This window comes from Nocardioides sp. Soil_C_8 (assembly GCF_057656315.1).
Map to the genome: position 1 here is coordinate 465680 of NZ_JBDGKQ010000001.1, position 23028 is coordinate 488707.

25 protein-coding genes are annotated in these 23028 nt (G+C 72.8%); 12 read left to right on the forward strand and 13 right to left on the reverse strand.

The annotated features are described in order from the left end of the window. Positions 1-996: a Gfo/Idh/MocA family protein gene (locus AC3A3L_RS02360; protein WP_487638429.1), complete on the reverse strand. Its 996-nt coding sequence runs from the start codon at positions 994-996 to the stop codon at positions 1-3. 58 nt (positions 997-1054) lie between these two features. On the opposite strand from AC3A3L_RS02360, the gene arfB reads away from it, so the two are divergent. Then, the gene (gene arfB, locus AC3A3L_RS02365; RefSeq protein ID WP_487638430.1) at positions 1055-1483 is read left to right on the forward strand and encodes an alternative ribosome rescue aminoacyl-tRNA hydrolase ArfB; all 429 of its coding nucleotides are present in this window, start codon (positions 1055-1057) and stop codon (positions 1481-1483) included. 3 nt (positions 1484-1486) lie between these two features. Here the strand turns inward: arfB and purE are convergent, their stop codons facing one another. The 6 genes from purE to AC3A3L_RS02395 form a co-directional block, all read right to left on the reverse strand. Next, a complete protein-coding gene (gene purE / locus AC3A3L_RS02370) occupies positions 1487-2023 on the reverse strand; it encodes a 5-(carboxyamino)imidazole ribonucleotide mutase (protein ID WP_487638431.1) in 537 nt (178 codons plus the stop codon). A gap of 3 nt (positions 2024-2026) precedes the next feature. Then, the gene (locus tag AC3A3L_RS02375; RefSeq protein WP_487638432.1) at positions 2027-3196 is read right to left on the reverse strand and encodes a 5-(carboxyamino)imidazole ribonucleotide synthase; all 1170 of its coding nucleotides are present in this window, start codon (positions 3194-3196) and stop codon (positions 2027-2029) included. Positions 3197-3270: 74 nt separating this feature from the next. Beyond that, positions 3271-3588 (reverse strand): winged helix-turn-helix domain-containing protein, encoded by a 318-nt coding sequence (locus AC3A3L_RS02380; protein WP_487638433.1) that lies wholly within the window; start codon positions 3586-3588, stop codon positions 3271-3273. A gap of 96 nt (positions 3589-3684) precedes the next feature. Beyond that, positions 3685-4704: an adenylate/guanylate cyclase domain-containing protein gene (locus AC3A3L_RS02385; protein ID WP_487638434.1), complete on the reverse strand. Its 1020-nt coding sequence runs from the start codon at positions 4702-4704 to the stop codon at positions 3685-3687. Then, positions 4694-5197, reverse strand: coding sequence for a PH domain-containing protein (locus tag AC3A3L_RS02390; RefSeq protein WP_487638435.1), 504 nt, complete (start codon positions 5195-5197; stop codon positions 4694-4696). Before AC3A3L_RS02390 ends, AC3A3L_RS02385 begins: the two co-directional genes overlap by 11 nt. Before the next feature lie 32 nt (positions 5198-5229). Next, the gene (locus tag AC3A3L_RS02395) at positions 5230-6027 is read right to left on the reverse strand and encodes a biotin--[acetyl-CoA-carboxylase] ligase (protein ID WP_487638436.1); all 798 of its coding nucleotides are present in this window, start codon (positions 6025-6027) and stop codon (positions 5230-5232) included. 19 nt (positions 6028-6046) lie between these two features. On the opposite strand from AC3A3L_RS02395, the gene AC3A3L_RS02400 reads away from it, so the two are divergent. The 6 genes from AC3A3L_RS02400 to AC3A3L_RS02425 are packed head-to-tail and all read left to right on the forward strand — an operon-like array spanning position 6047 to position 11394. Beyond that, positions 6047-7672 (forward strand): acyl-CoA carboxylase subunit beta, encoded by a 1626-nt coding sequence (locus AC3A3L_RS02400; RefSeq protein ID WP_487638437.1) that lies wholly within the window; start codon positions 6047-6049, stop codon positions 7670-7672. Beyond that, positions 7669-7890 carry an acyl-CoA carboxylase subunit epsilon gene (locus AC3A3L_RS02405; RefSeq protein ID WP_487638438.1) on the forward strand — a complete coding sequence of 74 codons (222 nt, stop codon included), beginning with the start codon at positions 7669-7671 and terminating at the stop codon, positions 7888-7890. Before AC3A3L_RS02400 ends, AC3A3L_RS02405 begins: the two co-directional genes overlap by 4 nt. Positions 7891-7946: 56 nt before the next feature. Further along, on the forward strand, positions 7947-9650 hold the full coding sequence (locus AC3A3L_RS02410; RefSeq protein ID WP_487638439.1) for a DUF885 domain-containing protein: 1704 nt from the start codon (positions 7947-7949) through the stop codon (positions 9648-9650). 11 nt (positions 9651-9661) lie between these two features. Then, positions 9662-10279, forward strand: coding sequence for a Maf family protein (locus tag AC3A3L_RS02415; protein ID WP_487638440.1), 618 nt, complete (start codon positions 9662-9664; stop codon positions 10277-10279). A gap of 18 nt (positions 10280-10297) precedes the next feature. Next, positions 10298-10936 (forward strand): CDP-alcohol phosphatidyltransferase family protein, encoded by a 639-nt coding sequence (locus AC3A3L_RS02420; protein ID WP_487638441.1) that lies wholly within the window; start codon positions 10298-10300, stop codon positions 10934-10936. Next, the gene (locus AC3A3L_RS02425) at positions 10936-11394 is read left to right on the forward strand and encodes a VTT domain-containing protein (RefSeq protein WP_487638442.1); all 459 of its coding nucleotides are present in this window, start codon (positions 10936-10938) and stop codon (positions 11392-11394) included. Before AC3A3L_RS02420 ends, AC3A3L_RS02425 begins: the two co-directional genes overlap by 1 nt. Positions 11395-11433: 39 nt before the next feature. Here AC3A3L_RS02425 and AC3A3L_RS02430 read toward each other — a convergent pair whose 3' ends face one another. The 4 genes from AC3A3L_RS02430 to AC3A3L_RS02445 form a co-directional block, all read right to left on the reverse strand. Beyond that, positions 11434-12672, reverse strand: coding sequence for an ABC transporter permease (locus tag AC3A3L_RS02430; protein ID WP_487638443.1), 1239 nt, complete (start codon positions 12670-12672; stop codon positions 11434-11436). Next, entirely contained in the window at positions 12669-13550 is an 882-nt protein-coding gene (locus AC3A3L_RS02435; RefSeq protein WP_487638444.1) for an ABC transporter ATP-binding protein, read from the reverse strand. Before AC3A3L_RS02435 ends, AC3A3L_RS02430 begins: the two co-directional genes overlap by 4 nt. An 81-nt stretch (positions 13551-13631) precedes the next feature. Beyond that, positions 13632-14324 carry a response regulator gene (locus AC3A3L_RS02440; RefSeq protein WP_487638445.1) on the reverse strand — a complete coding sequence of 231 codons (693 nt, stop codon included), beginning with the start codon at positions 14322-14324 and terminating at the stop codon, positions 13632-13634. Continuing rightward, positions 14324-15664, reverse strand: a complete 1341-nt coding sequence (locus tag AC3A3L_RS02445) for a sensor histidine kinase (protein ID WP_487638446.1) — start codon at positions 15662-15664, stop codon at positions 14324-14326. The genes AC3A3L_RS02440 and AC3A3L_RS02445 overlap by 1 nt, the downstream gene beginning before the upstream one ends. 154 nt (positions 15665-15818) lie before the next feature. On the opposite strand from AC3A3L_RS02445, the gene AC3A3L_RS02450 reads away from it, so the two are divergent. Together AC3A3L_RS02450 and AC3A3L_RS02455 are read left to right on the forward strand one after the other, a co-directional pair. Beyond that, a complete protein-coding gene (locus AC3A3L_RS02450; protein WP_487638447.1) occupies positions 15819-17150 on the forward strand; it encodes an HNH endonuclease in 1332 nt (443 codons plus the stop codon). A 26-nt stretch (positions 17151-17176) separates the two neighbouring features. Next, positions 17177-17512, forward strand: a complete 336-nt coding sequence (locus AC3A3L_RS02455; protein ID WP_487638448.1) for a YnfA family protein — start codon at positions 17177-17179, stop codon at positions 17510-17512. 6 nt (positions 17513-17518) lie between these two features. Here the strand turns inward: AC3A3L_RS02455 and AC3A3L_RS02460 are convergent, their stop codons facing one another. Next, entirely contained in the window at positions 17519-18718 is a 1200-nt protein-coding gene (locus AC3A3L_RS02460; protein WP_487638449.1) for an acyl-CoA dehydrogenase family protein, read from the reverse strand. Between the two features lie 71 nt (positions 18719-18789). On the opposite strand from AC3A3L_RS02460, the gene AC3A3L_RS02465 reads away from it, so the two are divergent. Next, positions 18790-19704: an LLM class flavin-dependent oxidoreductase gene (locus AC3A3L_RS02465; protein WP_487638450.1), complete on the forward strand. Its 915-nt coding sequence runs from the start codon at positions 18790-18792 to the stop codon at positions 19702-19704. Positions 19705-19754: 50 nt separating this feature from the next. Here the strand turns inward: AC3A3L_RS02465 and AC3A3L_RS02470 are convergent, their stop codons facing one another. Further along, positions 19755-20669: a LysR family transcriptional regulator gene (locus AC3A3L_RS02470; RefSeq protein ID WP_487638451.1), complete on the reverse strand. Its 915-nt coding sequence runs from the start codon at positions 20667-20669 to the stop codon at positions 19755-19757. Between the two features lie 81 nt (positions 20670-20750). Here AC3A3L_RS02470 and AC3A3L_RS02475 point away from each other — a divergent pair, with 81 nt between their 5' ends. Next, positions 20751-21887 (forward strand): class I SAM-dependent methyltransferase, encoded by a 1137-nt coding sequence (locus AC3A3L_RS02475; protein ID WP_487638452.1) that lies wholly within the window; start codon positions 20751-20753, stop codon positions 21885-21887. 73 nt (positions 21888-21960) lie between these two features. After that, complete coding sequence (locus AC3A3L_RS02480; protein ID WP_487638453.1) at positions 21961-22989, forward strand: iron ABC transporter substrate-binding protein; 1029 nt, start codon at positions 21961-21963, stop codon at positions 22987-22989. Positions 22990-23028: the final 39 nt, after the last annotated feature.

Consider the following 23028-nt stretch of genomic DNA (forward strand, 5'->3'; position numbering starts at 1 on the left):
CTACAGCTCGATGGACGCCTCGGCCATCGTGATGCCGAGCTGCCCGAGGGCCTCCTCGAGCACCCACATCACGTCGAGGGTGTCCTGCAGCGGCATGAGCGGGCTCTCGGTGAGCCCGGCCGCGAGGCAGCGCTGCACCTCCTCCGCCTGGTGGACGTAGCCGCGGCCGGTGGGCAGGCGCTCGACCTCCGTGAGCTCCGCCCCGTTGCGCCGTACGACGAGCGCGCTGGGGTGGTAGAACGGCGGGACCACCTCGATGGAGCCCTCGGTGCCCACGATGATCGCCCGGCCCGGCGTCTGGCTGGCGAGCGAGCAGGTCAGCGACGCGGCCCGCCCGTCGTCGTACGACAGCTGGATGGCCGCCGACCGGTCGGCGCCGTTGGGGTAGGTCGTGCCGGTCGTGGTGACGCGGTCGGGGCGTCCGAGGAGGTGCTGGGCAAGCGAGACCGGGTAGACCCCGAGGTCGAGGATCGAGCCGCCGCCGAGCGCGAGGTCGAAGAGCCGGCTGGTCGGGTCGAAGTCACGCTGCGCCCCGAAGTCGGCCTGGACCAGCAGCACCTCCCCGATGTCGCCGGCGGCGACGAGCTCGCGGACGTGGGCGACGGCCGGCTGGAAGCGGGTCCACATCGCCTCCATGCAGAACACCTCGGCGGCGCGGGCGGCGCCGACCACCTCCTCGGCCCCGGCGAGCGTGGCGGTGAACGCCTTCTCGACCAGCAGCGGGGTGCCGGCCTCGATGGCGGCGAGCGCGAGGTCGTGGTGCTGCGGGTGCGGGGTCGCGAGGTAGACGACGTCGACGTCCCCGCGCCGGCCTGCCTCGACCAGGTCGCGATAGCTGCCGGACGCAGGCGCGCCGAAGCGCTCGGCGAAGGACCGGCCCGACTCCGGTGAGCGGCTGCCGACGAACGCGATCTCCGCGCCGTCGGTCACCGCCAGGTCGGAGGCGAAGGCGGCGGCCATCCCACCGGTCGCGGCGATTCCCCAGCGAGTCGTCATGGCGACGACCCTAGACACTCGCCGTCACGTGGCACCGGCATCCGTCCACAATGGGGGGATGCGCGACCTCCACGTCCCCGCCGGTCCGGGCCTGCCCGAGGGCCTGGTCGTGCCTGCCGCGGAGCTGGTCGAGCGCTTCTCGAAGTCGCCCGGTCCGGGAGGTCAGTCGGTGAACACCACCGACTCGCGGGTGGAGCTGGAGTACGACGTCGCGTCCTCGACCGCCCTCAGCGACACCCAGCGGGCGCGGGCCCTTCGCACGTGGCCGTCGGGCACCGTCTCGATCGCGGCGTCCGAGCACCGCTCCCAGCACCGCAACCGAGTCGCCGCGCGCGAGCGTCTCGCCGACCTCCTGCGCCAGGCGCTGGCACCGCCCCCGCCGCCGCGCCGGCCGACGCGCCCCAGCCGCGGCGCGAAGGAGCGCCGGCTGAAGGCGAAGAAGGAGCGGGGTCAGACCAAGTCGCTGCGCGGCCGGGTCACCGAGTAGCGCTCAGAAGCCGACGCGGCGGGTGTCGCCGGCGGCGGCACGGCGGACGACGTCGCCCTTCGCGTGGGCGGTCTCGGCGAGCTCCGCCTGGTAGTCGACGAGGCGCTGCTGCAGGACGGGGTCGCTGGTGGCGAGGATGCGCGCGGCGAGGATGCCGGCGTTCTTGGCATTGCCGATCGCGACCGTGGCGACGGGGATGCCGCCCGGCATCTGCACGATCGACAGCAGCGAGTCCATGCCGTCGAGGTACTTCAGCGGCACCGGCACCCCGATGACCGGCAGCGGGGTGACCGAGGCGAGCATGCCCGGCAGGTGGGCCGCTCCCCCGGCGCCGGCGATGACGACCGACAGCCCGCGGGTGTGGGCCTGGCGGCCCCACTCGATCATCTCGGTGGGCATCCGGTGCGCGGAGACCACGTCGGCCTCCCACGCGACCCCGAGCTCGGTGAGGATCTCGCCGGCGGCCTGCATGACCGGCCAGTCGGAGTCCGAGCCCATCACGATGCCGACCTTCACGGCGGCGGTCACGTCCTCACTCATCGCTCACCCGCTCTCGTTGCCCAGGTCGCCGCGGAACCAGGCAGCGGCGTGCCGCGCCCGCTCGAGGCAGTCGTCGAGGTCGTCGCCGTAGGCGTTGACGTGGCCGACCTTGCGCCCGGGACGCAGGTCCTTGCCGTAGAAGTGCACCCGCAGCCGCGGGTCGCGCGCCATCGCGTGCGGCAGGCCGTCGTAGAGCCGGCCGCTGTCGGTGGGTCCGCCGAGGATGTTGACCATCACGGTCCAGCGCACGCGTGGGGCCGGCGAACCCAGCGGGAGGTCCATGACGGCGCGGAGGTGATTCTCGAACTGGGACGTCACGGCGCCGTCCTGGCTCCAGTGGCCGGTGTTGTGGGGGCGCATCGCCAGCTCGTTGACCAGGATCCGGCCGTCGGTCGTCTCGAAGAGCTCGACGGCGAGGATGCCGGTGACGTCGAGCGCACCGGCGATCCGCAGGGCGATCTCCTGCGCCTGACCGGCCAGGGCGGGCGCGAGGTCCGGCGCGGGGGCGATCACCTCGTGGCAGATGCCGTCGAGCTGGGTGGAGGCGACGACGGGGTACGCCGCTGCCTGCCCGCTGGGCGAGCGGGCGACGAGGGCGGACAGCTCCCGCCGGAAGTCGACGAGCTCCTCGGCCAGCACCTCGACCCCGGCGGCCGCGGCGGCGTCGAAGGCGACCTGGGCCTCGTCGAGCGCACGCACGACCCAGACGCCCTTGCCGTCGTAGCCGCCGCGGGTGGTCTTGAGCACGCACGGCAGGCCGAAGGCCTCCACGTCGGCGGTCGAGGTGACGACCGCGTTGCGCGGGCACGGCACGTCGAGCTCGGCGAGCCGGCGCCGCATCACCGCCTTGTCCTGGGCGTGGACGAGCGCCTCCGGGCCGGGGCGCACGGCGACGCCGTCGTCGGCGAGGGCGTGCAGGTGGGCCGTCGGGACGTGCTCGTGGTCGAAGGTGACCACGGCCGCTCCGCCGGTGACCTTCTGGAGCGTCGGCAGGTCGGTGTAGTCGCCGACCATGTGGTCGGGGATGACCTGCGCGGCTGAGACGCCTTCGGCCTCGGCGAGCAGGCGCAGCGGGAGGCCGAGCGCGATGGCGGGCTGCGCCATCATCCGGGCCAGCTGGCCGCCCCCGATGACGGCGAGCGTGGGAGCGCGGTGCGAGCCGGTCGAGGACACGACGGGAGCCTAGTTGACGCGCCCTGCGGTCCCGGGCGCGGTCTCGCCTCCGGGACCCGACGGAGGTCGGCTGCTCAGCTGGCGACCGTGTCCGCGGCCGGCTCGAAGCGCAGGCCGCGACCGCGGTGGGTGGTGATCAGCGTGGGGTTGCGCGGGTCGTCGCCGAGCTTGCGGCGCAGCCAGCCGAGGTGCACGTCGATGGTCTTGGAGTTCGTGTAGAACGACGTCTGCCACACGTCGGCCATCAGCTCGCCGCGGGTGACGATGTCGCCCGGTCGCGCCATCAGGGCGTGCAGGAGCTGGAACTCCTTGCGGGAGAGCCTGATCTCACGGTCGCCACGCCACACCTGTCGCGAGGTGGGGTCGAGTCGTACGTCCTGCACAGCCAACACGCGGCTGAAACTAGGGACCGCTCGTCCACGAGGTGGTCCTTATGGGTGAATTGTGGACGACTGGTCCAGACCACCTCGCGCGATCGTCGCGGCGCGTCAGCGGCGGCGTACGGCGACCGGCTCCACGAGGCCGAAGCCGCGCACCGGGCGGGCCGGGAGCCGCCGGTCCTCCCACTCCTCGTCGGGGAGCAGGTCGGCGGTGTTCTGGTCCACGATGAGCCGGTTGCGGCGGGCGACCTGCGTCAGCCGCGCGGCCATGTTGACCGGCGGGCCGAAGATGTCGCCCAGCCGCTGGATGACCGGACCGCTGGCCAGACCGAGGCGGACGTCGGGCATCTTCGGGTCCCGGCCGATCACGTTGATGATGCCCTCGGCGACGCCCACTGCCTCCTCGGCGGTGTTGGTGACGAACAGGACCGAGTCGCCCAGGCTCTTGATGATCCGGCCGCCGTAGCGCGCGACGACGTCCTGGCACCGGCTCTCGAAGACCTCGACGAGGTCGCCGATCTCGTCGCGGTCGAGCGTGTTGGACAGCGCGGTGAAGGAGACCAGGTCAGCGAACCCGACGCTGACGTCGATCGTGTGGAGGTCCTCGTCGTTGGCGCCCATCGCCTCGATCCGCCCCACTGCTGCCGCGAGGTGGCGGCGCCAGGCGTAGACGAGGAGCCGCTCGAAGGGCGGGTTGACCTCGTCGATCAGCCGCAGCGCCGACCCGATGCGCGAGCCGGTGGCCTCCTCGCCCGCCTCCATCTCCTCGACCCGGCTGACCAGCGTGGAGACCTCCCAGTCGGCGAGCCGGGCCATGGTCTGGCCGACGCCGCGGGTGAGGTTGACGGCCATGTCGAAGTCCACGGCGCCGGAGTCGACGAAGCCCATGAGCGTCGAGACGGCCTCGATGTCGGCGGCCGTGTAGGCCTTCTCGCCGCTGAACTCCGGGAAGCCCAGCGCCCGCCAGAGGCGGCGGGTCTGCTCGATCGTGACGCCGGTCTCGGCCGAGACCTCGAGGGCGTTGTAGGCCGGCTCACTGCGCAGGATCGCGTGGTCGAGCTGCTCCCCCGGCGCCCCCTGCGGGCCGGTGTCGGGGAGGCCGCCGCGGCGCTTGCGGTCAGGAGCCATCGTCGCGGTGGTCGCCGCTCGAGAGGCGGTGGAGCTCGTCGGAGACCTGCAGCTGGACCTTCTCGACGTCGGGGATGTCGTGGAGCAGCACGCTGCCGTCGGTGCTGGCGTCGGAGACGACCAGCGTGCCGCAGCCGAAGACCCGGTCGACCACGCCGATCTCGAAGTCGACACCGCTGATCCGGTTGAGCGGGATCGTGCGGCCCTCCTTGGCGATGAAGCCGGAGCGCTTGATGAAGCGGCGGTTGGTGAAGGTGTAGGTCGTCGTCAGCCACGCCACCACGGGCCGCACCACGAACCAGAGGGCCACCAGGGCGGCCACGGCTCCCGCGACGCCGCCGGCCAGGGTGGAGTCGGTGAGCGTGCTGAGCGCCACCACGACAGCGACGAGCAGCACCAGCACCAGGACGGGGCCGATCAGCGCCTTGGGGTGCGACCGGGTGGACACGACGACGCGCTCACCGGGGTTGAGGAGCCTGCTCGGGAACGCCACGCGCCGATCATGTCACCCGGTGCTGCGGGCTGCTAGGCGGGCCGGACGTGCACGACGTCGCCGGCCGCCACGGTGAACGTGCCGTCGTCGGTGCCGACGACCAGGGCCCCGGTCGCGTCGATGTCGAGGGCCTCGCCGCGGCGTACGTCGCCGCCGGGCAGGTGGACGTCGACGGTGCGGCCGAGCGTCACGCACACGTCGGCGTACGCCCGGCGCAGCGACTCGACGTCGTCGAGCAGACCCATGAGCCCGTGCAGCGAGCCGAGCACCTGGCCGAGGAGGCCGGTGCGCTCGACGGGCTCCCCGGTCTCCAGCGAGACCGACGTGGCGAGCGCGACGGGGAGCTCGTCGAGCGTCTGGTCGACGTTGATGCCGATGCCGACGACTGCCACGGGACCGTCGGGGGTCTCGACCCGCTCGACGAGGATCCCGCAGACCTTGCGTCCGGTGCCCGAGCCGTCGTCGACGAGGACGTCGTTGGGCCACTTGAGGGCGACGTCGGGCAGCCGGTCGCCGAGCGCGGCCTGGACGGCGTACCCCGTCAGCAGCGGCAGCCACGGCCACGACGCCGCGGGCACGTCGGGGCGCAGCAGCACCGAGAACGTCAGCGACGAGCGGGCCGGCGTCTCCCACGCCCGGTCGAGCCGACCGCGCCCCGCGGTCTGGTGCTCGGTGACCAGGACGAGACCGGGCTCCTCGCCCGAGCGGGCGCGCTCGGCGACCGCGGCGTTGGTGGAGGGCGCCGACTCGACGAGCTCCACCCGCCAGCCCGCGGGCGCCACCAGCCGGTCGAGGTCGATGGGTGGGCGAGGTGCCGGACTGGGCGTCATGGGGTCTAGATTGCCCCACATGAGCGCACAGCCGGGTGAGGGCACCGACGTGCCGTCCGAGTCGGAGATCGACGTCCACACGACCGCGGGCAAGCTCGCGGACCTGGAGCGGCGCCTGGACGAGGCGGTGCACGCCGGCTCGGCGAAGGCGGTGGAGAAGCAGCACGCGAAGGGCCGCAAGACCGCGCGCGAGCGCATCGAGATGCTCTTCGACGAGGGCACCTTCGTCGAGCTCGACGAGCTCGCGCGGCACCGCTCGACGGCGTTCGGGCTGGAGAAGAACCGGCCCTACGGCGACGGCGTCGTCACCGGCTACGGCGAGGTCAACGGCCGCATGGTGTGCGTCTTCAGCCAGGACTTCACCGTCTTCGGCGGGTCGCTGGGCGAGGTCTACGGCGAGAAGATCACCAAGGTAATGGACCTCGCCATCAAGACCGGCTGCCCGATCATCGGCATCAACGAGGGCGCCGGCGCGCGGATCCAGGAGGGCGTGGTCTCCCTCGGCCTCTACGGCGAGATCTTCCGCCGCAACGTGCACGCGTCGGGCGTGATCCCGCAGATCAGCCTGATCATGGGCAACTGCGCCGGCGGGCACGTCTACTCCCCCGCCGTCACCGACTTCACGGTGATGGTCGACCAGACCTCCGCCATGTTCATCACCGGTCCCGACGTGATCAAGACCGTCACCGGCGAGGACGTGACGATGGAGGACCTCGGCGGTGCGCGTACCCACAACACCAAGTCGGGCAACGCCCACTACATGGCGTCCGACGAGGAGGACGCGATCGAGTACGTGAAGTCGATGCTGTCCTTCCTCCCGCAGAACAACCTCGACCCGGCCCCGGAGTTCGACGAGGCGCCGGACATGGACTTCACCGACCTCGACCGCACGCTCGACACGATCATCCCGGACTCCCCGAACCAGCCCTACGACATGCACGACGTCATCACCGCCGTGCTCGACGACGAGGAGTTCCTCGAGGTCCAGGAGCTGTTCGCGCCCAACATCCTCGTCGGCTTCGGCCGCGTGGAGGGCCGGTCGGTCGGCGTCGTGGCCAACCAGCCGATGCAGTTCGCCGGCACCCTCGACATCGACGCGTCCGAGAAGGCCGCGCGGTTCGTGCGGTTCTGCGACGCCTTCAACATCCCGGTCCTGACGTTCGTCGACGTCCCGGGCTTCCTGCCCGGCACCGACCAGGAGTGGGACGGCATCATCCGGCGTGGCGCCAAGCTCATCTACGCCTACGCCGAGGCGACCGTCCCGCTGATCACGGTGATCACCCGCAAGGCCTACGGCGGCGCCTACGACGTGATGGGCTCCAAGCACCTCGGCGCCGACATCAACGTCGCCTGGCCCACCGCCCAGATCGCGGTGATGGGCGCGCAGGGCGCGGCCAACATCCTGCACCGCAAGACGCTCAAGAAGGTGGCCGACGAGGGCGGGGACGTCGAGGCCCGGCGCGCCGAGCTCATCGACGAGTACGAGACCACCCTCGCCAACCCCTACATCGCCGCCGAGCGCGGCTACGTCGACGCGGTCATCTCGCCGCACGAGACGCGCGTGGAGGTCGTCCGGGCGCTCCGGCTGCTGCGCACCAAGCGGGAGACCCTCCCGCCCAAGAAGCACGGGAACATCCCGTTGTGAGCGGCGAGAGCGAGCCGGCGCCGCTCCTCCGGGTGGTCGACGCCGACGCGACGCCCGAGGAGGTCGCCGCGCTGGTGGCGGTGTTCTCCGCGCTCGGGTCGGGCGGCGGCGAGGCCCCCAAGCGGCCCCGCCCGGCGTGGAGCAGTCCCGCCCGCGGCCTACGACGCACGCACCGCCACGGCCCGGGCGCCTGGCGGGCCAGCGGCCTGCCGCAGTAGGCCGCCCCGAGGACGGGCCCACCGCGGCGTCGGAGCCGGGGTCTAGGGTCGCGGGCGTGACTCAGCCGCGCGTGACCGAACGCACCATCGACGCCCTCTGCGACGCCTACGTCGAGGACTACTGCGCCCTCGACCCGCTGACCGCCACGTCGATCGGCGTCGCCGGGCACGAGCACGAGCTGACCGACTTCTCCCCCGCCGGCTTCGACGCCCGCGAGGCGCTGGCCCGGCGCGCGGTCGCGGCGGTCGAGGCCGCGACGCCCGTCGACGACCGCGAGGCCGCGGCGCGCGACGCGTTCCTCGAGCGGACCCGCCTGGAGATCGAGCTGGAGGAGGCGGGCGTCAACCGCTCCCGCATGTCGGTGCTCTGGAGCCCCCTGCACGAGATCCGCGGGGTCTTCGACCTGATGCCGACCGAGGGCGAGGAGGCCGTCGCGGCGATCGCATCGCGCCTCGCCGGCGTGCCCGCGGCCCTCGAGGGCCTGCGCGTGACGCTCTCCGACGAGGCGCGCAAGGGCAACGTCGTGGCGTCGCGGCAGTACGCCGAGGTGGCCGAGCAGGTGCGCCGCTGGACCGGGCAGGTCGGCGAGGCGGGTGACTTCTACCTCGGCCTCGTCGAGCGGCTGCAGGGCGGCGACCACGCGGAGCTGCGCGCCCTCGCCGGTGCCGCGAGCGCCGCCACCGCCGCGTTCGGGCTGTTCCTCAGCGACGAGCTCGAGCCGCAGAGAGCGGAGCGCGAGGGCGTCGGGCGGGAGGTCTACGCGCTCGCCAGCCGCTACTTCCTCGGCGCCGAGGTCGACCTCGACGAGACCTACGCCTGGGGCTGGGCCGAGCTGCAGCGCCTGTCCGACCTGATGGACGCCACCGCCGAGCGCATCCTGCCCGGGGCCGACGTCGACGCGGCGGTCGCGCACCTCGATGCCGATCCGACCCGCGTGGTCCACGGCCGCGAGGCGTTCCGCGACTGGATGCAGCACCTCGCCGACCGCACCATCACCGCGATGGCCGACGTGCACTTCGACATCCCCGCCCCGATCCGACGCATCGAGTGCATGCTCGCCCCGACCAACGACGGCGGCATCTACTACACCGGCCCCTCCGAGGACTTCGAGCGCCCGGGACGCATGTGGTGGTCCGTGCCCGACGGGATCGACGACTTCCACCCGTGGCGCGAGGTGACCACCGTCTTCCACGAGGGGGTGCCCGGGCACCACCTGCAGGTCGCCCAGACGGCCTACCGCAGCGACACGCTCAACCGCTGGCAGCGGCTGATGTGCTGGTGCAGCGGCCACGGTGAGGGCTGGGCGCTCTACGCCGAGCGGCTGATGGAAGAGCTCGGCTTCCTCGACGACCCCGCCGACCTCCTCGGGATGCTGGACGGGCAGTCGCTGCGCGCCGCCCGCGTGATCGTCGACATCGGCATGCACCTCGAGCTCACCATCCCCGAGGACAACCGCCTCGGCCCCGGTGGCACCGCGTTCCACCCCGGAGAGACGTGGACGCCCGAGCTGGGGCTGGAGTTCATGCGGCTGCACTGCCGCATGGACGACGAGTTCATCCAGTTCGAGGTCAAGCGCTACCTCGGCCTCCCCGGCCAGGCGCCGTCCTACAAGGTGGGCGAGCGGATCTGGCTGGACGCGCGTGCCGAGGTCCGGCAGCGCCACGGCGACGCGTTCGACCTCAAGGCCTTCCACCGGGCGGCCCTCGACCTGGGCTCGCTCGGGCTCGACCCGCTGCGCACGGCGCTGGGACGCCTGTGACGACCGCGCGCGTGCCGCTGGTCCTGGCCTCGGCCTCCCCCGCGCGGCTGGCCACGCTGCGGTCCGCCGGCATCGAGCCGCTGGTCATCGTGAGCGGCGTCGACGAGACGCAGGTGAGCGGGCTGCCGCCGGCCGAGCTGGCGCTCCAGCTCGCCGAGCTCAAGTGCTCCGCCGTCGCCGGGCGCGACGACGTACCTCCCGACGCGCTCGTCCTGGGGTGCGACTCGGTGCTCGAGCTCCAGCCGTCCCCCGGTTCCGGCGGGCACGGCGAGGCGCTCGGCAAGCCCCGCGACGCGGCCGAGGCGGGTGAGCGGTGGCGCGCGATGCGCGGGCGCAGCGCCGTCCTGCACAGCGGGCACAGCCTGCGCGAGGTGGCGTCGGGGCGGGTGGTCGCGGCGACCGGTTCGACCCTCGTGCACTTCGCCGACGTGAGCGACGACGAGGTCGAGGCCTACGTCGCGACCGGAGAGCCGCTGCACGTCGCCGGCGCCTTCACGATCGACGGCCTCGGGGGTGCGTTCGTGCGCGGCATCGAGGGCGACCACCACAACGTCGTGGGCGTGAGCCTGCCGCTGCTGCGCGAGCTGGTCCTCGAGCTCGGCCATGCGTGGCCTGATCTGTGGACGTGACCCGATACCATCCCGGGCGTGGGGAGCGGGGTGCAGGGCACGGCGGGAGGGCCTGAGGCGGATCCTGTCGACCGCTACGGCGTACGCGACGAACGGCTGCTGACCGGCGCGACGGTCATCACGGCGGTCCGGACGATCGCCTCGGTCGTGCTCGCGGCCACGGCCGCGCACCAGCAGAGCCTGACGCTGCTCGTCGTCGCCCTCGGCGTCTACTGGGTCGGCGACATGCTCGACGGGTTCTACGCCCGCGTGCGCGACTGCGAGACCCGCATCGGGGCCGTCCTCGACATCATGTGCGACCGGCTCAACGCCGCCGCCTTCTACATCGGCCTCGCGTGGCTCCAGCCCGACCTGTCACCGGCGATCTTCGTGTACCTGGCGGAGTTCATGGTCATCGACTGCTTCCTGTCGATCGCGTTCCTCGCGTGGCCCATCCGCAGCCCCAACTACTTCTTCGTCGTCGACCGCACGATCTGGCTGTGGAACTGGTCCAAGCCCGCCAAGGCGGTCAACAGCGCGCTCTTCGCCGTGCTCCTGCTCGTCACGGGCTGGATGTGGGTGGGCCTGGTGATCGCGACCGCGTTGCTGGTGCTCAAGTGCGTGTCGCTGCGCCGTCTGGCGCAGATCGGCCTGCCGGTCCCGGGCGCCGCACGCTGATGCTGTTCTGGAGCGTCATGGGCGCCTCGATCGCGTCTGCGCTGCTGCCGCTCATCAACATCGAGGCCATCCTGGTCGTCTCGGTGAGCCAGGCCCCCGAGCAGACGTGGGCGCTCCTCGTCTCGGCCACGATCGGGCAGATGCTCGGCAAGATCCTCTGGTACTGGGGCGGCATGCACGTCGAGCGCGCCCCGTGGGTGCACCGCCAGCTCCAGAAGCCCAAGGCGCGGGCGTCGCTCGACAAGTGGCACGAGCGCGCCGAGGGCCGGCCGTGGTTCACGGCCGGCCTGCTCTTCGTCTCCGCTGCCTCCGGCATCCCGCCGTACGCCGTCACGGCCGTGCTCGCCGGGACACTGCGGGTCCCGTTCTGGATCTTCATGGTCACCGGCCTGCTGGGGCGCGGGCTGCGGTTCTGGGCGGTGGTGACGGGGACCTCGTCGCTGGTCCACCTCTTCTGAGGTCCCCGCCGACCCACCTGCCTCGGGTCTACGTCCGCGTCACTCTGCGGCCGACCACGCCTGGCGGAGGCTGACCCGGCCGCCGGTCTGCAGCAGCGCACGGCGGTAGAGGCGCTCCCCGACCCACACGGTCACCGCGGCGAACACGGCCAGCAGGCCCAGGGCGAGCAGCGGCTCCCACCACTCCACGCCGCCGGCCAGGATGCGCTTGGGCATCACCACCGCCGAGACCGGCGGGACGAACGACGCGATGACCTGGCCGCGGCCGTCGAGGGACAGCCCGCCGAAGAACATCACCAGCATCAGCATCGTCAGCGGCGTCGAGGTCGCCTGGAGGTCCTCGGTGCGCGAGGCGAGGGACCCCGCGACCGCCCACAGGCAGGCCAGGGCGACGAAGCCCGCGAGGAAGAAGGCGATGAACCACGCCGTGGGGCCGGACAGAGCCGGGACGTACGACTTGTACGACGTGAACGACAGTCCCACGAGGCCGACCACCAGGTAGACCAGCAGCTGGATCACCGCCAGGGCCGTGTTGCCCAGCACCTTGCCGGCGAGGAGGTGTCGTACCGGGATGGCGGCCGCGATGATCTCGACGATGCGGCTCTGCTTCTCCTCGATCACCGACGACGCGAGCTGCATGCCGAAGACGAGGGCGGCGAAGTAGAACAGGAAGACGAACACGAAGCCGACGGCCTCGGCCACGCCCGCCTTCTCGGCGTCACCGCGCAGGAAGGCGGTGGTCACCGTGCTGCCGGCCTGGAGCTCCTCGACGGTGCTGCCGACGTCCGCGGCGTTGTCGGCCAGCACCTGCTGCTGCACGACCGCCCGGACGACGTCGGTCAGGGAGCCCTGCTCGCTCGACTCCGAGGTCAGCTCCCACCCGTCGTCGGCGGGGTGCAGCCAGGCGTCGACCTCGTCGTCGCGCAGCGCGGTCTCCGCAGCGGCCCGGTCGTCGACCTCGACGACGGTGACCTCGACGTTCTCGTCGACTCCCGGGGCCGCGTCGGCGATCGCCGTGGCCATGGCGGCGGAGTCGGGCGTGGCGGCCAGGGTGACCGCGTCGGTCCGCTCCTCCTGCCAGGCGTTGAAGCCGATGAATCCCGCGATCAGCACGACCATGAACGCCGTACCGAGGAGGAACGACTTGTCGGTGATCCGCGAGACGACCTCGCGACGGGTGACGAGCAGCCAGGCGGGCTCGTCGCGCCTGTCCAGGCTCGTGTCCGTGCGCGGGTCGTCGGTGCGCGGGCCGTCGGTGCGCAGGTTGTCGGTGCTCATGCGGTGGCCTCCCGGTAGATCTCGCTGAGGGCCGGGCGGACCCGGACGAACTCGTGGACGTCGCCGCGCCTGGTGGCCTCGGCGACGAGGTGCTGCTCGGCGCCGGACTCGCGCACCTCGACGAGGGCGCTCGCCCCCTCGAGGTCGAGGACCTCGAGGCCGCGGAGGTCACGGACCCAACCGGCGTCGCCGCCGAGGACGAGGCGGAAGCGCGGCACCCCCGCGTCGCGCAGCTCCGCAACCGTCCCGGCGGCGACCCGGCGTCCTTGGGACAGCACGACCAGCCGGTCGCACAGTCGCTCGACGAGGTCGAGCTGGTGGCTGGAGAAGAGGACCGGTACGCCGTCGCGGGTGTACTCGCGCAGCAGGTCGACCATCGAGTCGACGGCCCGCGGGTCGAGGCCCGAGAACGGCTCGTCGAGGACCAGCGCAGCCGGGCGGGGCAGCACCGAGGCGATGATCTGCACGCGCTGCTGGTTGCCCAGCGAGAGCTTCTCCAGGTGGTCCTTGGTCCGCTCCCCCAGCCCGAACCGCTCCAGCAGCTCGGTCACCTGGGTGCGCGCCGCGACCCGGTCCATGCCCTTGAGCTGGGCGATGTAGACGAGCTGGTCGAGGATCGGCTGCTTGGGGTAGAGCCCGCGCTCCTCGGGCATGTAGCCGATCCGGCGGCGGTCCAGCCGGGTGATCGGCCGGCCCTGCCACAGCACCTCCCCCTCGTCGATGCCGAGCACCCCCATGACCATCCGCATGGTCGTGGTCTTGCCCGCGCCGTTGCCGCCGACGAAGCCGGTCATCAGCCCGGCCGGCACGTCGAACGACACGTGGTCCACGGCGGTGTTCTCACCGAACCGTCTGGTCAGCTCCTTGATCTCCAGCATGCCGACGACGCTAGTGACGCGCGGCCGGTCCGGGATCCCCCACCGGACGGATCTACGGGGTGGACGCGCGACCCTCCTGCGTCACTCCTCCGTCGGGAGGATGAGGCCGGCCTCGTAGGCGTAGATGACCGCCTGCACGCGGTCGCGCAGGTGCAGCTTGGCCAGCACGTTGGACACGTGGGTCTTGACCGTCGCCTCGCCGAGGACGAGCGTGCCGGCGATCTCGCCGTTCGACAGGCCGCGGCCGAGCAGCACCAGCACCTCCCGCTCGCGGGCGGTGAGCAGCGCCAGCTCCTTCGGCTCGGCTCGCTCGGACGCCGCGGCCCCCGCCCCGGGATCCCCGTTCGCTGACCCTGCCATCTTGCCGATGACGCGGCGGGTCACCTCCGGAGCGAGCAGCGCGTGCCCGCGACCTGCGGCGCGTACGGCGTCGAGGAGCTGCTCCGGGCCAGCGTTCTTCAGCAGGAAGCCGCTCGCCCCGGCCTGGAGGGCGTCGAAGAGGTAGTCGTCGCGGTCGAAGGTCGTCACGATGACGACCCGCCCGAGGTCGTCGGCGACGAGGTGGCGGGTGGCCTCGATGCCGTCCATCCGGGGCATCTGGACGTCCATGAGCACCACGTCGGGACGCGTCGCGCGGGCCCGGTCGATCGCCTCGAGGCCGTCGGCGGCCTCGCCCACGACCTCGATGTCGTCCTCGACCGAGAGGACCATGGCGAAGCCCGAGCGCACCATGGCGTGGTCGTCCACCAGCAGGACGGTCAGCGGACGCTCCATCACGACGCCCCGAGGGGGTAGCGCACGCGGACCCGGTAGCCACCCGTCACGCGCGGCCCGATGTCGACCTGGCCGTCGTGGGTGGCCGCCCGCTCGCGGATGCCGAGCTGGCCGAGACCGCTGCCGGACGTGCCGTGCCGCGGGCGCCCGTTGTCGACGACCTCGACCTCGGCGTACGACGAGGACTCGTCGACGCGCACCACGACCGAGACGGTGTCGGCGGTGCTGTGGCGACGCACGTTGGTCAGCGCCTCCTGCACCGTGCGGTAGATCGCGAGCCCGATTCCACGAGGCACCCGGGTCGCAGCGCAGGCCGGATCCTCGACGACGTCGAGGCGGACCGCGAGACCCTCCTGGGTCGCCTGGGCGACCAGCGCGGGCAGGTCACCGACGCCCGCCTCGGACGTACGCGTCGCGCCGCCCGGGTCGGTCCCGTCGTCACCTCCGTCGGCGGGCCCCTCCCGCAGCGTGCCGAGCAGGCGCCGCATCTGCGCGAGCGCGTCCCGGGACGCGTCCTCTACGTGCGACAGGGCCGTCCGTGCCGCGTCGGGGTCGCGGTCGAGGACGCGTCGGGCGGCTCCGGCCTGGATGCCCATGGCGGACACACCGTGGGCGACCACGTCGTGCAGCTCGCGGGCGATGCGCAACCGCTCGTCGAGCACGGCCTGCTCGCGCAGGCGACCCGCCTGGGCGGCGATGGTCGCCGCCTGCTCCTGCAGCCGCATCCGCTGTCGAGCGGCGCGCCACGACACGCCACCGCCGACGATCGCCCCGCCGAAGTAGATGACGTTGATCAGGAGCGTCATCGCCACGGCCGACGGGATGGGCGGGAAGATCCCCACACGGTCGGCCTCGTCCAGCTGGTCGATCATGTCCTGCGCGGCCGAGCCCACGGCGAACTGCCACGTGATCCACGCGAACATGAAGAGCACGATCGTCCCGATCACGATCACCATGGCGCGCCGGTCGCGGGCGTACGCGACGCCGGACAGCAGGGCGACGAAGTACACGATCTGCAGCGACACCTGCCCCATCACCTCCGGCATGGTCACGCCGGCGACGAACATGTGCAGCGCGGCGAGGCTCGCGACCACGAGCGGCCAGCGTCGGCGGCCCAGGAGGAGGGCCGCTCCCGTCGACACGGCGAGCCACTGGGTCCAGAGCGGTACGTCGGTGTGCTCCAGGCCGCCCGCGCTGCGCACCAGCTCGAGCGCCAGCAGGCTGACGGCCTCGACGCTGGCGGCCAGGACGACGTCCTGGCGCCCGACCCGCGGCCGCGGGCGCTCCCACTCGTCGTCCACGCCGAACCACGTGAGGGCGCGCTGGCTCGTGCTGGGCATGGGGCGAGCGTAGGGGGCTGCTGCCACGTCCGGCTCCGCCGGGCGACGGAGATCGCGGACCACCAACCGTCCACAGGTCGCTCCACGGCCTCGTCGTCCACAGGCGTACGCCGTCGTCGCCGCGGCTGTCCGCCCCCGATGCTTCCGTGGTGCGATGACCACGAGCCCGCTGCCCAGCGCCCCCGCCGCCGTCGCGTCGACGCGCGCGGAGCTGCGGGGCATCGTCGTCGCCGCGCTCGAGCTGGATGCCCCCGTCCTGGTCGACCTCGTCGCCGAGCTCGAGACGCTCGGCCGCGCCGTGTCTGCCGCCCAGGCCGAGCTGACGGCTCGCCTCGACGCGCTGCTCACGCAGGAGCAGGCCGATGCCGGAGCAAGGCCCGACGAGCTCGGCAAGGGCGTGGCCAACGTCGTCGCCGCGGCTCGTCGGGAGTCGCCGCACCGCGGCCGGCGGCACCTCGGCCTGGCCAGGGTCGTCCAGACCGAGCTCCCCCACACGTGGGCGGCCTGGCAGGACGGGCGCATCGACGAGTGGACCACGACCGTGATCGCACGGGAGACCGCCTGCCTGCCGCTCGCCCACCGCCTGGCCGTGGACGAGATCGTCGCGAGCGACCCCGACGCGCTCGAGCAGCTCAGCCCCCGCCGGCTGCTCGCCCGGCTGCGCACGGAGGCCGAGCGGCTCGACCCGGCGGCCTGCGTCGCACGCCGACGCCACGCCGAGTCCGAGCGCCGCGTGACCCTGCGCCCGGCACCCGATGCGATGACCTGGCTGACCGCGCTGCTGCCCGTCAAGGACGGTGTGGCGGTCTACTCCACGCTCACGCGAGTGGCCGACCGGGCCCGTGCATCCGGCGAGGAGCGCGGACGCGGCCAGGTGATGGCCGACGCGTTGGTGGCCACGATGCTCGGGGTCCCCGCGTCCGACGCCGTCCCGGCCGCTCCCGCCACACCCGTCGCCCTGGGGGTCGTGATGACTGATGCCGCTTTGTTCGGCGGGGCCGACGACGAGGCGCATCTCGACGGGTTCGGCCCGATCCCGGCCGAGCTGGCGCGCGAGATCGTGTGCGGCGCCGTGACCGCGCAGGAGGAGGTGTCCATCCGCCGTCTCTACACCTCCCCCACCACCGGCGAGCTGGTGAGCATGGACGCACGCACGCGCACCTTCCGTGGCAGCCTCGCCCGGTTCATCCGCCTGCGTGACAGGACCTGCCGCACGCCGTGGTGCGACGCGCCGGTGCGGCACGTCGACCACGTCGAGTCCGCCGAGGACGGCGGCCCCACGTCGGGCGTCAACGGGCAGGGCCTGTGCGAGGCATGCAACTACGCCAAGACCGCCCACCGATGGCGATCCAGGGTCGAGCCGGACGGCAGCGTGACCACCACCCTCCCGACCGGCCACCGCCTCACCACCAGGCCTCCGCCGGTCGCGACGATCCACCGCCGGGCGCTGCCGCCGCTGCACATCGACTACGTCCTCACGGGGTGATCCCGGCCGACTGACAGACTCCGGCCATGTCGGTCGTCGCCTCGCTCGTCCTCTTCGTCCTCGCCGCGCTCGCCGAGATCGGCGGCGCCTGGCTGGTCTGGCAGGGCGTCCGCGAGGGCCGCGGATGGGTCTGGGCCGGCGCCGGTTTCATCGCGCTCGGCCTCTACGGCCTGGTGGCGACGCTCCAGCCCGACGCCAACTTCGGACGCATCCTGGCGGCGTACGGCGGCGTGTTCGTCGCCGGCTCCCTGGCCTGGGGGATGGTCGTCGACGGCTTCCGGCCCGACCGGTACGACGTGGTGGGCGCGCTCGTGTGCCTGGTCGGGGTCGCGGTGATCATGTACGCCCCGCGACCCACCTGACGACGGCTACTCGACCGGGAGGCCGAGGCCGCGGGCGATGAGCATCCGCTGCACCTCGGAGGTGCCCTCGCCGATCTCGAGCACCTTCGCGTCGCGGTAGAACCGGACGACCGGGTACTCCTCCATGAAGCCGTAGCCGCCGAACACCTGGGTCGCGATCCGGGTCGCGGTGACCGCCGACTCGGTGGCGTAGAGCTTGGCCACCGCGGCCGCCTGCTTGAACGACGCGGTGGTGACCGACGACGAGCCGGCGTCCATCGCGTCCTTCATCGCCGCCGCCTTGTAGGTCAGCAGCCGCGAGGCGTCGAGCATCACCTGCAGGTCCGAGACCTGGAACGCCAGGCCCTGCTTGCGCCCGATCGGACCGCCGAAGGTCTGTCGCTCGCCGGCGTACTGCAGCGACATGTCCAGGCACGCCTGGATGCATCCCACCGCCAGCGCGGCGATCGCGACGCGACCGTCGTCCAGCGTCGCGAGGAACTGCGCGTAGCCGCGGCCGCGCTCGCCGAGCAGGTTGGCCTCGGGCACCCGCGCGTCGCTGAACGACAGCGGGTGGGTGTCGGAGGCGTGCCAGCCGAGCTTGTCGTATGCCTTCTCCGCGGTGAAGCCAGGGGTGTCGGACGGGATGATGATCGTGGAGATCTCCGGACGCCCGTCGGCCCGCTCCCCGGTCCGTGCGGTGACCGTGACCAGCGAGGTGATGTCCGAGCCGGAGTTGGTGATGAACTGCTTCGAGCCGTTGACGACCCACTCGCCGCCGTCGAGCACCGCCTTGGTCTTCGTCGCCCCGGCGTCGGAGCCCGCACCGGGCTCGGTGAGCCCGAAGCCCGCGATCTTCTCGCCGGCCACCAGCTCGGGCAGCCAGGTCTTCTTCTGCTCGTCCGTGCCGTAGGTCAGGATCGGGTTGATCCCCAGGCCGACCGCCGCCTCGAGCGTGATGCCCATCGACTGGTCGACGCGGCCGATCTCCTCGATCGCCAGGCACAGCGACGTGAACCCGCCGTCCTCGCCGGCCATCCCCGCGCCGCCGAACTCCTCCGGGGCCGTCAGCCCCATCAGACCGAGCGCGCCCATCTTCTGGACCACGTCGGTCGGGAAGTGGTGCTCGCGGTCCCACTGCGCCGCGTGCGGCGCGATCTCGGCCTCGGCGAAGTCACGGACGCTGCGGCGGAACTGCTCGTGCTCGGTGGACAGCTCGAAGGTCATGCCTCGCACCCTAGCGCCGGAGGTTAGCGATCGCTAACCCCCGCGAGCGCCTCCTGTGGGACGCTCGCGGGATGGAGGTGGCAGCGCACCTGCCGCAGGTCGCGACGAGCGGCGATGGTCCCGACGCGGGACGTGCACGGGACGTGGTCGACACCGCGCGCGACCTCGGCCTGGCGGCTGTCTGCGCCAACGACCACCTGGTCTTCCACCGCCCGTGGCTGGACGGCCCGACCCTCCTCGCCGCGGTCGCGGACCGCGCCGGCGGGATGGACCTCGCCACGACGGTCGCGCTACCCACCCTGCGCGGCCCCGCCCAGCTCGCCGCCGCGCTCGCCACGCTGGCCACGCTGGCTCCGGGCCGGGTGGTCGCGGGCGTCGGGGCCGGCTCGTCGGCGGCGGACCACGCCGTCGCCGGGGTGCCGTTCGACGACCGCTGGCGGCAGTTCGAGGAGTCCCTCGGCGTCCTGCGCGGGCTCATCGGCGACGGACGGATCCCGGCCAGGTGGGTCGAGATCCTCGGCGACGCTGACGCGGTCCGGCCGCAAGAACCGGTGCCGCTCTGGGTCGCCAGCTGGGGTTCGGCGGCCGGGCTGCGGCGGGTCGCCCGCTGGGGCGACGGCTGGCTCGCGTCGGCGTACAACACCACGCCGGAGGCGTTCACGGAGGGACGCCGGCGACTCGCGCAGGAGTGTGCCCGGCTCGGCCGTCCGGACCTCCCAGCGGCCGTGGCGACGATGTGGACGTGGGTCACCGACGACCCCGCCGACGCCGAGCGCGTGCTCGTCGACGTGCTGGCCCCACTGGTCAGGCGCGATCCCGCCGAGCTCCGCGACCGCGTGTGCGTCGGGCCCCCCGAGCAGTGCGCCGAGCTGCTGGGGCAGTACGCCGCCGCGGGCTGCACGCGGGTCCACGTCTGGCCACTCGGCGACGAGGTGGCCCAGCTCGAGCGCCTCGTCGAGGACGTCCTCCCGCACGTGCACGCCTGAGCCGGCCTGTCAGCCGCGCAGGAGGGTCGGAGCCTTAGGCCCCCGAGCCCTCAGCGTCGCCCGCGCGTCGCGCGCAGCAGCAGCTCGGTCATCCGGGTCGTCGCGTGCGTGCGGTAGTCGCCCGACGGCAGGGCGACCGCGAGCTGCCGAACCGGCCCCGGCCCCCGGAGGTCGCGCGCCGTCACCCCGCGCACCCGCGCCGCGGCCGCGAGGCCGGGTACGACGGCCACGCCCAGTCCGGCGGCCACCAGCGCCTGCACGGCAACGTGGTCGTCCGACACCACCCCCACCCGGGGCTCGAAGCCCTGACGTCGGCAGGAGTCGCGAACCACGCGGAACCACGTACTGCCACCGGCGCCGCCCACCCAGGACTCGTCGCGCAGGTCGCGCAGGCTCGGGTCGCGGTCGGCCCTCGCGAGCCGGTGGCCGTTGGGGACCAGCACCCGGTAGGCGTCGTCGAAGAGGGGGACGACCTCGAGGTCTTGCGTCTGGTCAGGCGCGGACGGCGAGGTGAAGACGACGGCCAGGTCGAGCTCGCGCTCGCGCAGCCGCGGAAGCAGGCCCTGCACGTGGTCGTCGACGACGGTCAGCACGACGTCCGGGAGCTCGGTCCTCAGTCGGGCGATCGCCCCCGGCACGAACGACGCCAGCGCGGTCGGCACGCTGCCGAGGCGGAGCCGTCGTTCCTGCCGGCCGAGCACGTCGAGGAGGTCGCGCTCGGCGGCGTCGAGTCGCGCGACGACTGCCCGGGCGTGCTCGGCGAGGACGTGACCGGCGGGGGTCAGCTGCACCGGCCGCGCCCCGCGGTCCACGAGGGTCGCGCCGACCTGGCGCTCCAGCGCGGAGACGTGCTGGCTCACGGCCGACTGGCTGACACCGAGCGCCGCGGCGGCGCCCGAGAACGACCCGGCTGCCTCCAGGGCGACCAGGGCGTGCAGGCGGGGTACCGCGGCTATCAGTGTCACTTATCGCACCGTAGCAACTCGGCTGTCCGCTGATACCCCATACACGCGAGCGTGGGGTCCACATCGACCGAGGAGGCAGCCATGACCACCACCGACCGGGCCGGCCAGCAAGGCCAGCAAGGCCAGACAGACCAGACAGACCAGCGACCGCTCGAGGAGCCGCTCGACGAGGAGCGCCTGATGTCCTTCGTCCTCCGCGCCGTCGACGAGGTCGGCGCGACCCTCAACGCGGCGCTCGTCGTGCTGGGCGACAAGCTCGGCTGGTACGACGCCCTCGCCGAGCACGGCCCGATGACGGCCGACGCGCTCGCCGAGGCCGCCGGCACCGCCCTCCCCTACACGCGCGAGTGGCTCAATGCGCAGGCCGCCGGAGCGTTCGTCGACTACGACCCCGCCACTGGCCGCTACACCCTCCCGGCCGAGCACGCCGTCGCCCTCACCGAGCCCGACAGCCCGGCGTACCTGCCGGGCCTCTTCCAGATCGCCCTCGGCACCGTGGCCGACAGCCAGCGCCTCGTCGACGTCGTACGCCGCGGGGGCGGGGTCGGCTGGCCGGAGCACACCACCGACGTGCACGAGGGCTGCGAACGGTTCTTCCGGCCGTCCTACCGTGCCCACCTCGTCGACTCGTGGCTCCCGGCCGCAGGGGTCGCGGACCGGCTGCAGGCGGGCGCCCGGATCGCCGACGTCGGCTGCGGGCACGGCGCGTCGACCGTCCTGATGGCGACCGCCTTCCCCGCGTCGCGCTTCGTCGGCTCGGACCCGCACGCCCCGTCGATCGACGTCGCGCGCAGGAGGGCCGAGGAAGCCGGCGTCGCCGACCGCGTGAGCTTCGAGGTCGCCGGCGCGGCCGAGTTCAGCGGCACCGGCTTCGACCTGGTGACGACGTTCGACGCGCTCCACGACATGGGCGACCCGGTCGGCGCCGCGCGACACGTGCGCTCGGCGCTCGCCGACGACGGTGTGTGGATGGTCGTCGAGCCGATGGCGGGCGACCACGTCGAGGACAACCTCACGCCGGTGGGCCGCGCCTACTACGGCTTCTCGACCCTGCTGTGCACACCCGCGTCGCTCTCCCAGGACGTCGGACTGGCGCTCGGCACGCAGGCCGGGCCGGCGCGGATCCGGGCAGTGGTCGAGGAGGCGGGGTTCGGCTCGCTGCGCAGCGCCGCCGAGACGCCGTTCCACCGGGTGATGGAGGTGCGCGCGGCGGTGTGACGGACGCAATTCCGCGACCCCCGTCGTCCGGGTCTAGTGTTAGGGCAGCCTAAGCAAAGTAAGGACGCCCCCCGTGACGACTTCCCCGCGCCGCGCGACCGCGCGCGCCAGTGTGGCCCTGGCCGCGACCCTCCTGACCGCCTCCACCCTGTCCGGGTGCGGCGTCTTCGGGTCGCCCGACCTGGTCGTCTACAACGCCCAGCACGAGGAGCTGCTCGACGAGATCGTGCCGATGTTCGAGGAGCAGTCCGGCCTCGACGTCGAGCTGCGCAGCGGCAAGGACCTCGAGATGGCCAACCAGATCGTCGAGGAGGGCGAGGACTCGCCCGCCGACGTGTTCCTCACCGAGAACTCCCCCGCGATGAGCATCGTCGACAACGCCGGCCTGTTCGCCGAGCTGCCCGAGGCCGCGACGGCGTCGATCCCCGACGAGTACGTCCCGGCCGACCGCATGTGGACCGGTTTCCTGGCCCGTTCCACCGTCGCGATGTACAACACCGACACGATGACCGAGGCCGACATGCCCGCCTCGATCCTCGACTTCGCCGACCCGGAGTGGAAGGGCCGCGTGGCCTTCTCCCCGACGGGCGCCGACTTCCAGGCGATCGTCTCGGCCGTCCTCGAGCTCGAGGGTGAGCAGGCCACCGCCGACTGGCTCGCCGGGCTCGAGGAGAACGGCGTGATCGTGCAGAACAACCTCGTCGTGATGCAGTCCGTCGACTCGGGCGAGGTCGACGCCGGCATCGCCTACCACTACTACTGGTACCGCGACCGCCAGGAGAACGGCACCGACTCCGACAACTCGGCACTCCACTTCTTCGGCAACCAGGACCCGGGCGCGTTCCTCAGCATCTCCGGCGCCGGCATCCTCGCCAGCAGCGAGCACCAGGACGCCGCCGAGGAGTTCGTCACCTGGCTGACCAGCACCGACGCGCAGCAGGCGATGGCCGAGTCGTACGCCCTGGAGTACCCGCTCAACCCCGACGCCGAGCTCAACCCGGACGTCAAGCCGTTCGACGAGCTCGAGCCGCCCACCGTCGACGTCGCCAACCTCAACGGCCCGAAGGTGACCGAGCTGATGACCGCGGCAGGCCTCCTCTGACCACGTACGCCGCCCGGACCGGGCGTCGTGCACCGCGGC

Coding starts and splice junctions, on each gene's coding strand:
- purE (WP_487638431.1), bottom strand. CDS start 2,023: ATGAGTGAGGACGTGACCGCCGCCGTGAAGGTCGGCATCGTGATGGGC.
- AC3A3L_RS02465 (WP_487638450.1), top strand. CDS start 18,790: ATGGAGGTGGCAGCGCACCTGCCGCAGGTCGCGACGAGCGGCGATGGT.
- AC3A3L_RS02445 (WP_487638446.1), bottom strand. CDS start 15,664: ATGCCCAGCACGAGCCAGCGCGCCCTCACGTGGTTCGGCGTGGACGAC.
- AC3A3L_RS02430 (WP_487638443.1), bottom strand. CDS start 12,672: ATGAGCACCGACAACCTGCGCACCGACGGCCCGCGCACCGACGACCCG.
- AC3A3L_RS02425 (WP_487638442.1), top strand. CDS start 10,936: ATGCTGTTCTGGAGCGTCATGGGCGCCTCGATCGCGTCTGCGCTGCTG.
- AC3A3L_RS02475 (WP_487638452.1), top strand. CDS start 20,751: ATGACCACCACCGACCGGGCCGGCCAGCAAGGCCAGCAAGGCCAGACA.
- AC3A3L_RS02385 (WP_487638434.1), bottom strand. CDS start 4,704: ATGGCTCCTGACCGCAAGCGCCGCGGCGGCCTCCCCGACACCGGCCCG.
- AC3A3L_RS02455 (WP_487638448.1), top strand. CDS start 17,177: ATGTCGGTCGTCGCCTCGCTCGTCCTCTTCGTCCTCGCCGCGCTCGCC.
- AC3A3L_RS02460 (WP_487638449.1), bottom strand. CDS start 18,718: ATGACCTTCGAGCTGTCCACCGAGCACGAGCAGTTCCGCCGCAGCGTC.
- AC3A3L_RS02360 (WP_487638429.1), bottom strand. CDS start 996: ATGACGACTCGCTGGGGAATCGCCGCGACCGGTGGGATGGCCGCCGCC.
- AC3A3L_RS02435 (WP_487638444.1), bottom strand. CDS start 13,550: ATGCTGGAGATCAAGGAGCTGACCAGACGGTTCGGTGAGAACACCGCC.
- AC3A3L_RS02395 (WP_487638436.1), bottom strand. CDS start 6,027: ATGACGCCCAGTCCGGCACCTCGCCCACCCATCGACCTCGACCGGCTG.
- arfB (WP_487638430.1), top strand. CDS start 1,055: ATGCGCGACCTCCACGTCCCCGCCGGTCCGGGCCTGCCCGAGGGCCTG.
- AC3A3L_RS02440 (WP_487638445.1), bottom strand. CDS start 14,324: ATGGAGCGTCCGCTGACCGTCCTGCTGGTGGACGACCACGCCATGGTG.
- AC3A3L_RS02400 (WP_487638437.1), top strand. CDS start 6,047: ATGAGCGCACAGCCGGGTGAGGGCACCGACGTGCCGTCCGAGTCGGAG.
- AC3A3L_RS02450 (WP_487638447.1), top strand. CDS start 15,819: ATGACCACGAGCCCGCTGCCCAGCGCCCCCGCCGCCGTCGCGTCGACG.